Raw genomic sequence first — 13,390 nt, 5'->3', positions numbered from 1 at the left:
CGATCGATTTATGGAAGAATTCGGACATTGGTTGACAAGTGACGAACCAGCATCGAGTGATGAGTATCAACATTAATGCGATTGCAATGGTTCGATCGACATTAATTCCCTCATCACCGCCACGATCGAAAGCCCTGATGCTTTTATCAGTAAGGATCGGCGGTTTTTGGATCGAGCCAAAGTCATTTCCCACCCGATCGAATAGCAGAACTCTGATATAATACATACGAACTGAAACGTTTGATTTTAATCCTTGATATGAATCGAATTGCATTAATTACAGGTGGCAGTCGAGGTTTAGGTAAAGATATGGCTTTGCGGTTGGCTCAATCTGGATGCGATGTTATTATTACCTATCGATCGAAATTGGAAGAAGCCAATCATGTTGTAGCTCAGATCGAGCAAATCGGGCAAACAGCAGCAGCCTTACAGTTTGATGTCGGAAAAATTAATACTTTCGATAGTTTTATCCAGGAGTTACAAACTCTACTAAAAACCAAATTTAATGCTGAAAAAATTGACATCCTCATTAATAACGCGGGAGTTGGAGCTACTATTCCAATTGCTGAAGTTACAGAAGATGATTTTGACAACTTGGTAAACATTCATTTTAAAGGTGTGTATTTCCTAACGCAGAAACTTTTGCCTTATCTTAATGACCAGGGACACATTATTAATATTTCTAGTGGTACGACTAGATTTGCTAATCCTGGCTACTCAGTTTACGCTTCAGCCAAAAGTGCGATCGAAACTTTCACTCGTTACTTAGCTAAGGAAGTAGGTGCAAGAGGCATTACCGCAAATGTGGTGGCTCCAGGAGCTATTGAAACTGATTTTAACGAAGCAGCTATTCGTAACAATCCTCAAGTTAAAGGCTACATCGCTTCGCAAACTGCTCTTGGTAGAGTCGGACAAGCTGAAGATATTGGCGGCATTGTCGCTTTTCTGTGTTCGCCTGATGCAAAATGGATTAATGGACAACGGATTGAAGCTAGTGGTGGAGTATTTCTTTAAAATCGATCGACTCGAATTTGTAGTCGATCGATCTCGAAGGGTTAAACGAGCGATTAGCTGATAAGGTTTGAAATTGAAAGTAAAATATCGCTTGAAATATAGATAGTGGGCAATGTCCACACTATTTTTTTTGCTAAATTTTGAGGAAAGCTTATATACTAAGTGATGGCGAATTCTCCTAAAGCCTAATACCTAAAACCTAAAGCCTAAATGATGCCATTAGACGTACCAACCGCCATCTTACAACGCCGATCGATCAAAAGCTTCAAACCCGACCCGATCGCGCCCGAATTACTCCGCCAACTTGTCGAATTGACTGTCGCCGCACCGAGTAGCTATAATATCCAGGATTGGAGGATTATTATCGTTGCCGATCCCGACCAAAAAGCGGCTCTAGGCGTAGCTTGCTTCAATCAACCTCAAATCGTCCAAGCACCTGTCAACTTCGTCTTTGCAGCCGATATCAAGGGTGGAGAGCGAGATATCTCGCCGATTATCGAACAGGGCATCCAAACAGGTGCTTGGAGTGAAGGTACCGCAGCTTATTTCAAAAAGGCGGTGCCTGATTTTGCCGCAGCAATTGGTGACAAAGCCAGGGAATATGCCATTAAGGATGCGATGATTGCGGCGACTCATGCCACACTCGCGGCTGAGAGTCTAGGCTTATCTACCTGCATGATGAATGGTTGGAGTGAGGAGAAAGTCAAAGCAGTCATCGGTGCCGAAAACGATCCAGATTTGGCAATTGCACTAGTACTCCCGATCGGTTATGCTGCCGAACCGCGCAAAAATCCCGGTCGAATGCCCTTCGAGTTTAATGTATCGCTCGATCGGATCGATCGTCCTTATCACGGTTAAAATTTTCTTTCCTCATCACCCCGATTTTGCCACAAAAATCGGGGCAATCGATCTAATTCTTACTCACTAAACATCTGTTTTAGAAATTCATCCTTAGTCAAACCTAGATGTTCGGGCGTATCGAAATGGCAATTTACGGCATCTTTCACCATAATTTTCAATGTTTCTAGATCGTCAGCTTCGGTGAAAATCGACTCATTGAGAGCCTGTGCTGTATAGCCACCTTCGGGAGCTTGTTCTACTAAGAAGATAATTTCTGTTGTTGACACGATCGTCCTGGGGAGTATTTATTTATGGTGTGGTGAATGTATCTCAATTTTATCGCATACCTATTCAGTAAATCGTTGGCGTTAAGTTCTCCGACTCTAACAAAAAGGCACCGGACGCGATCGTCGATTGACATGGTTGGAACGATTTTATGGCTGGGAGTCCCTATCCTCTATCCCTTAACGCCACTACCAGCAGCAGTCGGTACGATAAAACGTTGCACGAACATAAACAAAATTAGTACGGGTGCGATCGAAATTACCGAACCTGCCGCTACCAATCGCCAATTCAATCCAAATGCACCTTCAGCTAATTTTGCCACTCCTAAAGGTAGCGTGTAATAAGTATCATCTTGCAGGATAATTAATGGCCATAAAAAATCGCTCCATGCACCGATAAATACAAAAATTGCTAAAGTGACTAATGAGGGACGAATTGCCGGGAGCATCACACTCCACCAAATGCCAATATCCCAGCAACCATCCATCCGTGCGGCTTCTTCGAGTTCTTTGGGTACCGACTGAAAAGCTTGCCGTAGTAAAAAAATTCCGAAAGCTGAAGCCAGATTGGGCAGAATTACACCCAGATAAGTATTAACTAAACCCAATTGAACGGCAATAATATACAGCGGAATCATCACGATTTGAAATGGAATCGTAATTGTTGAAACCACGAGTGTAAAAATTGCTTCTTTGCCTTTAAATTCTAGTCTGGCTAAAGGGTAAGCCGCCAGCGCGCAAAAAATCAGATTGATGCTGACGCTCATAATGGCAACGACACTGCTATTAAATAAATAGCGTCCGAAATCATTACTTTGCCATACCGTAATTATATGCTCTAGCGTCGGATGGCTCGGTAATAATTGGGGTGGCGACTGAAAAATGTTTTCATCTGCCGATTTGAGCGCGGTACTCAATAGCCACAGCAAGGGAAATAGCATCACACTCGCGATCGCACTCAAGCTACCATAAATCCCCACCAATCTCACCGTCGGAGATTGCCAAAACGGAGATTGCAGTATGCGAGATAAGGTAATTTGAGACATGATGCGATCGATTCTCCCTTACAGTAGCGGTGTCAACTTAACGAGCCACTAAAGATTCTACGCCGATCTTCACCACTGCGATCGCCCTCAGGCACCCCATCACTAATTTTCTTACTTCTTACTCCTTACTCCCCCTCCCAACTGCTCTATTTGCGATCGAAAGAGGGTAATCTATTAAGTAACGGTATTTTACAAGTTGTAAAGTTTATTTACGAGTTGCGATCGCCATTAAGAAGGTATATTATTAGCATAATGAGTATTTATACCTATTCCACTGGGTGCGTTCGTTGTCTAGCAATGTAGTATCCTCTTCGATCCTCATCGCCTATATATCATGTCTGAATTTCCCTGGCTGACTGCGATTATTGCCTTTCCGCTCATAGCTGCCCTTGCTATTCCCGTACTACCCGATCCAAATGGTAAGACAGTACGACTCTATACGCTGGGCACAGGGATACTTGAATTATGTTTAATTGTTTATACATTTGCGACCCAATACGACTTCAATAGCCCTAGCCTACAATTAGCCGAGAGTTATCGCTGGATACCACAATTAGGCTTAAACTGGTCGCTGGGTGTAGATGGATTATCTATGCCTTTAGTTGTGTTAACGGGCTTTGTAACGACGTTAGCGATCTTTTCGGCTTGGAATATTTCGATCAAACCGCGCTTGTTTTACAGCTTGATGCTGGTAATGTACAGTGCCCAGATTGCCGTATTCCTCGCGCAAGATCTGTTAATGTTCTTCATGCTGTGGGAATTAGAGCTAGTTCCGGTTTATTTAATTATTTCGATTTGGGGCGGCGCACAGCGGTTTTATGCTGCCACAAAATTTATTATATATACAGCTCTGGCATCGATCTTTATTTTAATTGCGGCACTGGCATTAGCTTTTTATGGCGATACCGTTACCTTTGACATGACGGCACTGGGGCTAAAAGATTACCCGATCGGGTTAGAATTATTAGCCTATGCAGGTTTGCTGATTGCTTTTGGTGTCAAATTACCAATTTTTCCGTTCCATACTTGGTTGCCAGATGCCCACGGTGAAGCTCCGGCACCTGGCTCGATGATTTTGGCTGGGGTGTTGCTCAAGATGGGCGGTTATGCCCTAATTCGGTTGAATGCCGAAATGTTGCCCCACGCACATGTGTATTTTGCACCTGTGTTAGCAGTGTTAGGCGTGGTAAATATCATTTATGGTGCCTTAGCCGCCTTCTCTCAAGATAATCTCAAACGTCGTCTTGCCTATTCTTCGATTTCGCACATGGGATTCGTGCTGATTGGGATTTCTTCATTTACCGCCCTGGGTATTAATGGGGCGATGCTGCAAATGATTTCCCACGGCGGTATTGCTGCTGTCTTATTTTTCTTGGCTGGGGTAATTTACGATCGTACCCACACCCTCTCGATGGATAAGATGGGCGGAATTGCCAAGTCTATGCCCACGACGTTTGCTTTGTTTACATTTGCCTCGATGGCTTCTTTGGCTTTACCGGGGATGAGTGGTTTTGCTAGCGAATTGACAATCTTCTTGGGCTTGACAACTAGCGATGTGTACAGCGACGGGTTTAAAACACTGGTAATATTTTTATCTGCAGTCGGCTTACTAATTACACCGATTTATCTACTGTCGATGTTGCGTCGGGTATTCTTTGGCAAACAGAGCGAATTAGATACCGAATTTCGGATGGATGCCAAGCCACGCGAATTAGCTATCGCCTTATGTTTATCGATTCCGATCGTGGGCATTGGCTTATACCCCAAGCTTACCACCCAAACTTACGATGCTACGACAGTTGCGATCGCCGATCGATTGCGGGGTGCTTTACCAACTACTATCGCCAAGAGTGAATCTAGTTTATACGCACAGTTGTCGATCGACAAAGAGCTAGCAGTAGCAATTCTAAAATCTCAACCGCCGATCGTTTCACCTGCTATTCCGAGTAAGTTAGCTAGTATCGCACAGTAGGTGGATAGTGAATAGTGAATTTACTCCTAAGGAATGAGGATTAAATAACTTGCAATGCCTCCTTTGGTAGGGGCAATGTCTTGTCGGTTTTTTTATTCGGAGGGCACCTCCGAATAAAACCGCCGCTTCATGAATTGCCCCTACCAAAGATGCTCAACCTCCGAGGGTTGAGCGAAGTCGAAACCTAAACCCACAAATACCTTCAGCACTTTTGGTTATCAACTATCCACTATTCACTATCCACTAAAACATGAATATCGATCGCCGCAGCGACGATCGATAGTGCGACAATAGGTGCGGTAATGGTGCGAAGAATTTGCTGTCCGAGGGATACTAATTGGAACCCAGATTCACTAGCTAGGGCGATTTCAGCATTCGTCCAACCACCTTCAGGGCCGATCGCGATGACAATTGGAGTATTATCGATCGATCTAGCTTGGAGACATGTAAGTAAATGAGGATGTTCGCCTCTGGCTTCGCAGAGAAATTTCATGCCTGCTGATGGTATTTGGCTAAAAATCGCCTGTAAAGCTTGCGGATCGGCAATTGTAGGAATCGTCAGCCTTTCCGATTGTTCGACGGCTTCCTGGGCGATTTTGCGCCATCTGGATCGCTTTTGAAGACTGGGATCGAGTAAAGTCCGATCGCTAATCGCTGGATAAATGGTAGTTACGCCGAGTTCGGTACAGGCGCGGACGATATCGTCGAAGTTGTTGCCTTTGGGAAGAGCGCAAATCAGGGCGATCGCTGGCGCAAGTGGGCGATCGGGTGAGATAATTATTTCTGTAATCTGGGCACTTGCCGTGACTGCACGCGGATCGCGGGCGATTAGTTCGCAGATATAGAGTTTTCCAGTACCATCTATTGCTTGAAATTGTCCGCCAGATTGGAGACGCAGCACGCGCGTGAGGTAACGATCTTGTTCGGGTACGAGGTTGATGTAGTTATCGTGAATTTGAGTGAGATCGATCGTGATACGTTGCAAGGTATTTAGGCGCGTAATTAAAAGTTGACTACATTATATTTTCGATGTAAGGTAGACGTGTGCTACTTCGATCGACTTCTTGGGCATACTAACAAATATGAACCCAAGTATCTAACCATAGCGTTCTGGTAAATAAATGCTTGCATCTACCACCAATTTGGACAAATGTTATCTGTTATTAGGCATCCGTAAGGGAGCATCCCTCGATGAGCTAAAAGCTGCATATCGTTCGTTAGCTCGTAAATGGCATCCCGATCTCAATCCCGGCAATACCGATGCACATCAACGCTTTATTGCCCTCAATCAGGCTTATGAAATTTTACTAGTTGGCATTACAGATCCGATTGAGCAAAGCTCACACTTCGTGAACGAACAACGTACACCTACACCTGCACCACAATCTTCAGTTAGGGTCGATCGTCGCCCGCCACCACCAGCGACAAATGCCAACTCCACTCAAAATGAAGAAGAATTAAAGTGGCAACTATATTATGAATTGCAATCGTTATTAAAGCAACAGCAATTCCTCAAAGCGATCGTCTTAATTGAAGGTTTGGCACATCATTCGCCCCAAGATTCGCAAGTTTGTCAATGGCAAGGAATTATCTATTCTCAATACGGACATCAATTAATTCAACGTCGAGAGTTCGATAAGGCGCGCAGCTATCTTAAAAAAGCGGTACGAGTCGATCCGCACAATCGTCAATTGTGGCAAGAAGTCGATCGTGCTTTCAATCGAATTACTCAGTTAAGTTAACGATCGAGACTGACAAATCCGGCTTTTTCCAGGAGAATCTGTCCTTGTTTGGTTTTTAGTAAATTGGCATAAGTTTCACCCGCTTTTTGACGAGTAGGATCGTCAGTTCTAATGATGACATAAATTTGGCGGGTGAGCGGATACGATCGGTTTTTAATTACTTCAGACTCGATTTGATTGCGCTGTCCGTTATTGCAATCAACGACAGACTTCAAAGGTTCTTGATAGGGTTTGACTAAATTAGCTGCTGTCGTACCGATCGCAATTGGCTTAGTATTACAAGAATCGACAATTACTTCTTTAGCCGCACCATAATAAATACCCCCAGGATTTCTGCCAACTTGCTTCAATCCTTCAGTAGTATTACTAACAGCTTGAAACTTCCACACATCTTCTTTTTTTAATACTAAATCTTTAAAAGAAGATACCGTTCCGCCAGTATTTTCACCGCGAGAAAAAGCGACAATCGGTAAATTTGGCCCACCAACTTGACTCCAATTAGTTACCGTCCCCGTGTAAATATCGCGTAATTGTGCGACGGTTAAACCTGCAAGTTTGAGCTGAGGATTAACAACTACGCTTAAAGCATCATAGGCTACTGCTTCTTGCTTGAGTAGATTTGCCTTAACGCGATCGTCATCTTTATATTTAGACTTATCGAGAGCTACAGATGATTGAGAAAAATCTAAATCGCCTTCGAGCAACCAACAAATTCCAGTATTCGAGCCAGGTTTGCGATCGCATTTACCATTTTTAGTCGATTTTAAATCGGGTGAATTAGCATCGGCATACACAATTTCATACTTAGGAAAAACGCCACGAATCGACGCATCGATCGAAGATTGTAACTGTCGAGTCGTCGCCCAAGTCGTACTTCCCCCAAATTTAAATACACCCTGCGGTACATCTTTAATATTGCTAAAAGACTCGCCCCCATTATTATTAGAAGTAGTAGTTAACGGTGACTTTTGCCCTAAAAAGTACATCGCCGCCGGGATTGACAATAACAATATGGTTAACCCCACTAAAGCTGGTACCAATTTTGAAGCTTGAGGCAATTTCTGTGCCGATTGAGGAGCTAAAGAGCTAACTACATTCGGCTGTGGCGCACTGCGGACAGTGGGATCTACAGGGAGTAAGGATGGGGAATAAGTGATGTTCTGGCGGGTAACTAGCGGCGATAGAGCGGCAATTTCACGAAAAATAGTTGCAGTATCGACAGGACGCTGCTGAGGATTTTCCTGCATTAATCGATCGATTAAATCTAAGCAATCGCTAGAGACAGAAATTGTTTTATCTCGCCATAATAAGGCATTACGATAAGCATCATACAGATCGATTGGCTCTTTACTAGTGAGTAAGTAAACAAATGTCCGTCCTAAAGCATAAAAGTCCGATTGCTCCACAACCTCGCCGCGTTCCTGCTCTGGAGCCGCGTAACCAGGGGTATAAATCCGCGTGCGTTGTCCGGGAATATTAGCGGCGGCTTCTTTAACAGCACCAAAATCGATGAGTACCAGTTGTCCGTCGGGTTGGAGAATAATATTAGAAGGCTTAATATCGCGGTGAAAAATACCTCGATAATGGATTTCTTGCAGGATCTGAGTCAACTGCGACAGCCAACCGATCGCCGTTTTCTGGTCGATCGGTCGCTTCATAAACTTGATATACTCTTCTAAGTCCATCCCAAAAATCCGCTCCATTACCAAGCAATGTAGCGGTTGCGGGGAGCCATTAGGAGTGTACAAAAAGAAGTCTTCAACCAGGGGAACGCCTGGAATTCCCTCACCTGTGAGGCTCTCTAATACTCTATACTCACGATCGAATAGTTCAATTGCTTTAGGATCGTTACTCTTCAATACTTTAAGAACTTTGAGGACACCTCGCTCGGTGACTTCATAGGTATCCCCGAAGCCGCCTTTGTTGCTCATTAATTTGGCAACTCGATATTTACCTGCTAGGAGCAGTTCTGAACCACAGCTTTGACAAAAGAGCATTCGATCGGAGTTTTCCGACTGCGAACACTGAGGATTGATACACAGACTCATACAATCTTCGATCGAGCCAGGAAGGTTGGTATATAGTTATTGTACCGTTTTCGCTAGTTTATGCGATCGGCTATAAGTCTCGATCTAATTTTCGAGCGATTGTCTTGCTGTAGTTCGATCGATATATTTATTTAAACTTCTCAATAATTTGTTTGATTGTCGTAGCTCCTAATCCTTTAACTTCTTTTTTAATCACATCCCAACTATTGAATTTTCGCTCGGCTTGAGTATTTCGTTTTGCAACAATATCTGGAATTAGTTTTATGACAGTTTTGGATATCCCAGATAGTTGCATTCTCAAAACAATTTCTTTTTCACTGAGTGTGTTAATTAAGTCGAGAGGGCTTGTTAATGGATCGATGATAGGTGGAGCGATTACAGGTGGCTCAATTACAAGCGGAGCGATCGCAGGTGGAGCGATTATGGGTGGCTCAACTGTAGATAAAACTGCGACAGGCTCGATTCTTGATTTATCAAGTGCATCTAAAATCTTTTTATGTTCTGCGAGTTGTTCTAAGATTGGTTTTATTTGGGCAGATATAGCAGATGATAAAGCTGGTATTAAGTTGTCTAACGATATCAAATCTGGTGTAGTAGAAGTAATTTTAGAGGATCGTTCCGATACTATTGTAATTTGTTCAATCGCAGATGCTTTTAACTTAGCAGGAATGATAAAAGCATTTACATGCTCTGCTAAAACCAAATTTTTCTCCTTTGCTCTAGCAGCCGCATAATATTCTAGATCTCCCTCGATTACTGTATATTGTTCTAACCCAGTGTTTTGCAATATTAATGGACGAATCAATCCCTCAGTTGCTAAAATTGCATTTGCTAACTTTTCTATTTCTGCTATTTGAAAATTAGACTTCGGCTGCATAGAAATAATATCTTTGATATCGACAAGACGACATTCAATCATTTTATTAATCCAATTTTACTCAAGATTTCATCTGCAAGTACTTCAAACTCTAATGCCGATATCTGTGCTGCATTCCTATTTGTTTCGGCATATTTAAAGATCGATTGTGGATTGGGATATTCAATATCGCCAACTATTACAGTTTGATTGAAACATGCTGATAATGCTGTACGATCGTAAATAACTGATTCTAGTAATGACATTTCATACCGCTCACTAATTACGGCTCTTTGTTTAGGAAAGCTATGTTCGAGATATCTAGCATTGGTAGAAATTTTTGATGCTAATACACCCAATACTTCCAGAGGTTGCTTACCAAAAGTTTCTCTACTTTCATTGATTGTAGTAATAAACTCCTTTACCGTAGGCAATCCTTGATTGGCAAATGGCTTTAGATCGGAAGGAATAATTAGATAATCAGCAGTAATTAAAGCAGCTTCAGCATAAATATCGCGAGAAGGTGGTGTATCGATAATTACCAGATCGTAATTATTTTCGACCCGCTTTAACTTGGTAAGTAATCTTGTACGACTTGCCATCATTTTATTAAGTGGATCTTGATACTTAATTAAGTTAATATGCGCGGGAATTACATCAATTTCTGGAGTGTTAAAATATGACGACTCTCGAACTAAATCTGGGATGAAATTTGTGTCGCTACTAGCGATCGCATGATAAATATTTCGATCTTTGAGATGATCGTCTTCTTCAAACTGAAACTTAATTAAACCAGTTGCAAAAGTACTATTTGCCTGACTATCTAGATCGATTAAAAGGGTACGATAACCTTTGTGACTAAAGGCTGCTGCTAGATTGGTGGAGACGGTGGTTTTACCGACACCGCCTTTATTGTGGTAGATGGCAATAGTTTTCATAGATAATGCTGGGGAAGGTGTGGAAGCTAAAACCTGGCTAGTTTGTAGTGGTGGCGATAGCGGAGATGGCGTGTTAGCTGGTGATAAAAGCTGTTGCTGGAGAAAATCGCGTCCGATTAATTGAATTATATCTGGTAAGCGATCGTCGATATCTTTGCCAGCACACTGAAATACCAGATGTACCTCGCCTGCTTTTTGCTGATAGATTCTTAACTCTTTGCCATTTGTCAACAATCCATAACGAATATTTAAACTAGTTAAATAATTACGAATCTGATAGATATGTTTGTCTAGGTTTTTACGCGGATGCTTGGCTTCGATAACCAAACCCAGCGGAGATTTAGCATCTAATTTGAATGGTATTTTTTGGACGAATGCCAAAAAATCCAGCCGAATTTTACCAAACCTAACTTCCTGATGCCACGTATCGGGCGAGTAGCCTAGTTTTGGTAATAAATAACCGACTAAAAGTTTACTTTCTACCTCGCTTTCATTTCGACATAAGTCGGGGTTGAAATTCACTAATAACCTCTCAATCTCCTGTGAAATATTGCCATATTATTGAGTGTTAATAGAATTCGATCGACTTAACGAGTAATGCCCCGAACCATATATCCGACGACTAGCCCGATCGCTAAAACACCAGCTTTGCCACTTTGCAGAAAATCAGTCCAACCAGTTTGCATATTACCCATCAGATCGGTATTTTGAAACTGCTGCGCGAGGACTAATCCATGAGTGGTAAGATCGAATTGTATCTGTAAATTAGTGCCAATTGTCATCAGTGGTAACAATAAGTCGATCGAACTGGAGTCGATTGTCGTGGCTAAGATCTGAGATAGCATAGATTTCTGGTAGTAGAATTATGCTTATTATGCCCGTGAAGATCGGTGGATCGATCGCGTGTCACGATGGCGATTTAGGAACGATTGCAATATTACGGGCGGGATCTCCAAAATATGCTGGCGGACGATCGTGTTTGGTAACAACTAGTGGTGTGGGTGTAACTTCGCCCCACTCCTTGAGGAGAGCTTGGAGTAATACATCTTGCTGTTGGCGGAGTGTCGAGATTTGAGAACCTTTATTGACGATGACAAACCAGACTAATCCGCGATCGCGGGTGGGTAATACGCCCGCTAATGCACTAACCTCATTGAGGGTACCTGTTTTGATCGTCGCTCCTGCGGGTAAATTTCGCTCTTTAAGCGTACCGATAGATTCAGCTCCCGCTACCGGGAAAATATCCGCGAGATTCAGGTTTATGGGTTGAAGAGTTTGATGGAGCGTGCGGAAAATTTGGCTGACAGCGCGGGGGGAGAGGCGATTTTGCACGCCTAATCCAGAGCCGTTAATCAGTTGAATCTCGGCTGGGGGAAAGTTGGCGGTAGTCGAGACGATTTTCATTACCTGCGCCGCACCACCGACACTATCGGCTAGAATTTGGGCAATTTCATTATTGCTGTAAATATTCATCTGTCGGACGATATCGATTAGCGGTAGCGATCGATGGCGGATCAGTGGTGTAATTACAGTTGGGGGCGCGATCGTTACCAACACTTTCCCGGCAATTTTGACTTGAGCTTTGGGAGGAGTAGCTGCGGGTGCGGTGGGAAGTTTGACGATATTGACATCTTTCAAATCGGTATTTAGCAATGCAGGCGGGAGATTAATACCAGTTAAGGCTTGCTTGAATAATTCCCCAGCTTTTTGCGGATCGGCTTGGTAATTCATGTGGAATCTATCCACCACAATCAGATTACCGCTGACATTACTAATACCCAATTGATTTAAACTCTGAGCTAGCGCGATCGCATCTTCCCAGACAAATAAAGGATCGCCACCACCTTTGACGATCAGATCTCCGACTAATGTACCGTTAACAATTTTACCGTTGGCACTAACGATCGTCTCGAATTGCTTTTCTAGTCCCCAAGTCTTAATTACTGCTAGAGAGGTGGCTGCTTTGGTCAGGGATGCGGCAGAAACCGGGATTGTGCCATTTTTATCGATCAGCAAGTTATTATCGGTACGGAGCCAAATTGACTGCTGCTTAGGATCTAAACCCTGGGCTTTGAGCGTTTGGAGGTATTGGGCGATTGTCGTTTCGATTTTGGGTTCGACTGGTTTTGGCGGAGTGAGCCACGATAATCCTTGCCAGGTAACGGCTTGCGCCGGAGTTGCTGGTGGCGCGCTCACACCCGCCAGATTCAGCCACATTCCCATAAGTCCAGAAGAAACTAATTGCAGCATATTAAAACAGTTGACTCTCAACTATCTATATTGCCATCTTGTGATGCTATTAGGGTGGTATCCGAACAGTCAATTCTTTGAAGCTTAAACTCTAGAAGATCGACCTTTTGAAGCTACGGCGTACCGACAAGTTATTTGAGTTGCTGCGTAGTCCCTTACCCCACCCCAGCCCTCCCCTTATAAAGGGGAGGGAGGCGGAAAAGCCCCCCTTTATAAGCTATCCATTACCCACAGATCCAATCGAACCATCCAGGCGGGATAAGGAGTGGGAGCATTTAGGTAGGGGCAATGTCTTGTCGGTGCTTGGTTGATTTTCACGGTCGGGAAACCCGACCGAAAATCAATCCGCTTTTTTATTCGGGGGGAACCCTAGACATAAAACCGCCGCTTCATGAATTGC

13 protein-coding genes are annotated in these 13,390 nt (G+C 43.3%); 4 read left to right on the top strand and 9 right to left on the bottom strand.

Annotated features, from left to right (window positions below):
* On the bottom strand, positions 1 to 226 hold a 226-nt coding region (locus tag Q0R35_RS16305; protein WP_295620742.1), incomplete at its 3' end, for a hypothetical protein.
* Positions 227 to 258: 32 nt separating this feature from the next.
* Between Q0R35_RS16305 and Q0R35_RS16300 the strand changes: the two genes are divergently transcribed.
* Together Q0R35_RS16300 and Q0R35_RS16295 are read left to right on the top strand one after the other, a co-directional pair.
* Positions 259 to 1,014 (top strand): SDR family oxidoreductase, encoded by a 756-nt coding sequence (locus Q0R35_RS16300; protein WP_295620740.1) that lies wholly within the window; start codon positions 259 to 261, stop codon positions 1,012 to 1,014.
* Positions 1,015 to 1,227: 213 nt separating this feature from the next.
* Positions 1,228 to 1,872, top strand: a complete 645-nt coding sequence (locus tag Q0R35_RS16295) for a nitroreductase family protein (RefSeq protein ID WP_366944925.1) — start codon at positions 1,228 to 1,230, stop codon at positions 1,870 to 1,872.
* A 59-nt stretch (positions 1,873 to 1,931) separates the two neighbouring features.
* Here the strand turns inward: Q0R35_RS16295 and Q0R35_RS16290 are convergent, their stop codons facing one another.
* Both Q0R35_RS16290 and Q0R35_RS16285 read right to left on the bottom strand, forming a co-directional pair.
* Positions 1,932 to 2,144, bottom strand: a complete 213-nt coding sequence (locus tag Q0R35_RS16290) for a 2-oxoisovalerate dehydrogenase (protein WP_366944924.1) — start codon at positions 2,142 to 2,144, stop codon at positions 1,932 to 1,934.
* A gap of 167 nt (positions 2,145 to 2,311) precedes the next feature.
* The gene (locus tag Q0R35_RS16285) at positions 2,312 to 3,184 is read right to left on the bottom strand and encodes a carbohydrate ABC transporter permease (RefSeq protein ID WP_366944923.1); all 873 of its coding nucleotides are present in this window, start codon (positions 3,182 to 3,184) and stop codon (positions 2,312 to 2,314) included.
* A 334-nt stretch (positions 3,185 to 3,518) separates the two neighbouring features.
* Here Q0R35_RS16285 and Q0R35_RS16280 point away from each other — a divergent pair, with 334 nt between their 5' ends.
* Positions 3,519 to 5,156, top strand: a complete 1,638-nt coding sequence (locus Q0R35_RS16280) for an NAD(P)H-quinone oxidoreductase subunit 4 (protein ID WP_295620731.1) — start codon at positions 3,519 to 3,521, stop codon at positions 5,154 to 5,156.
* A 229-nt stretch (positions 5,157 to 5,385) separates the two neighbouring features.
* Here Q0R35_RS16280 and Q0R35_RS16275 read toward each other — a convergent pair whose 3' ends face one another.
* Positions 5,386 to 6,141, bottom strand: coding sequence for a 16S rRNA (uracil(1498)-N(3))-methyltransferase (locus tag Q0R35_RS16275; RefSeq protein WP_295620728.1), 756 nt, complete (start codon positions 6,139 to 6,141; stop codon positions 5,386 to 5,388).
* A gap of 136 nt (positions 6,142 to 6,277) precedes the next feature.
* Here Q0R35_RS16275 and Q0R35_RS16270 point away from each other — a divergent pair, with 136 nt between their 5' ends.
* Entirely contained in the window at positions 6,278 to 6,898 is a 621-nt protein-coding gene (locus Q0R35_RS16270; protein WP_295620725.1) for a J domain-containing protein, read from the top strand.
* On the opposite strand, the gene Q0R35_RS16265 is transcribed toward Q0R35_RS16270, so the two are convergent.
* The 5 genes from Q0R35_RS16265 to Q0R35_RS16245 form a co-directional block, all read right to left on the bottom strand.
* On the bottom strand, positions 6,895 to 8,946 hold the full coding sequence (locus Q0R35_RS16265; protein ID WP_295620722.1) for a serine/threonine-protein kinase: 2,052 nt from the start codon (positions 8,944 to 8,946) through the stop codon (positions 6,895 to 6,897). The genes Q0R35_RS16270 and Q0R35_RS16265 overlap by 4 nt on opposite strands.
* Before the next feature lie 127 nt (positions 8,947 to 9,073).
* Complete coding sequence (locus Q0R35_RS16260; protein WP_295620717.1) at positions 9,074 to 9,865, bottom strand: hypothetical protein; 792 nt, start codon at positions 9,863 to 9,865, stop codon at positions 9,074 to 9,076.
* A complete protein-coding gene (locus tag Q0R35_RS16255; RefSeq protein WP_295620712.1) occupies positions 9,862 to 11,262 on the bottom strand; it encodes an AAA family ATPase in 1,401 nt (466 codons plus the stop codon). Before Q0R35_RS16255 ends, Q0R35_RS16260 begins: the two co-directional genes overlap by 4 nt.
* A 65-nt stretch (positions 11,263 to 11,327) precedes the next feature.
* A complete protein-coding gene (locus Q0R35_RS16250) occupies positions 11,328 to 11,585 on the bottom strand; it encodes a hypothetical protein (protein ID WP_295620710.1) in 258 nt (85 codons plus the stop codon).
* A gap of 61 nt (positions 11,586 to 11,646) precedes the next feature.
* A complete protein-coding gene (locus tag Q0R35_RS16245) occupies positions 11,647 to 12,963 on the bottom strand; it encodes a D-alanyl-D-alanine carboxypeptidase (RefSeq protein ID WP_295620707.1) in 1,317 nt (438 codons plus the stop codon).
* Positions 12,964 to 13,390: the final 427 nt, after the last annotated feature.

The organism is Chamaesiphon sp. GL140_3_metabinner_50, from assembly GCF_025361915.1.
Classification (GTDB): Bacteria; Cyanobacteriota; Cyanobacteriia; order Cyanobacteriales; family Chamaesiphonaceae; genus Chamaesiphon.
Note: the sequence above shows the minus strand (reverse complement) of the source record. Positions and strands in the feature narration are given on the sequence as shown.

Coding starts and splice junctions, on each gene's coding strand:
- Q0R35_RS16295 (WP_366944925.1), top strand. CDS start 1,228: ATGCCATTAGACGTACCAACCGCCATCTTACAACGCCGATCGATCAAA.
- Q0R35_RS16300 (WP_295620740.1), top strand. CDS start 259: ATGAATCGAATTGCATTAATTACAGGTGGCAGTCGAGGTTTAGGTAAA.
- Q0R35_RS16260 (WP_295620717.1), bottom strand. CDS start 9,865: ATGATTGAATGTCGTCTTGTCGATATCAAAGATATTATTTCTATGCAG.
- Q0R35_RS16285 (WP_366944923.1), bottom strand. CDS start 3,184: ATGTCTCAAATTACCTTATCTCGCATACTGCAATCTCCGTTTTGGCAA.
- Q0R35_RS16270 (WP_295620725.1), top strand. CDS start 6,278: ATGCTTGCATCTACCACCAATTTGGACAAATGTTATCTGTTATTAGGC.
- Q0R35_RS16250 (WP_295620710.1), bottom strand. CDS start 11,585: ATGCTATCTCAGATCTTAGCCACGACAATCGACTCCAGTTCGATCGAC.
- Q0R35_RS16245 (WP_295620707.1), bottom strand. CDS start 12,963: ATGGGAATGTGGCTGAATCTGGCGGGTGTGAGCGCGCCACCAGCAACT.
- Q0R35_RS16265 (WP_295620722.1), bottom strand. CDS start 8,946: ATGAGTCTGTGTATCAATCCTCAGTGTTCGCAGTCGGAAAACTCCGAT.
- Q0R35_RS16280 (WP_295620731.1), top strand. CDS start 3,519: ATGTCTGAATTTCCCTGGCTGACTGCGATTATTGCCTTTCCGCTCATA.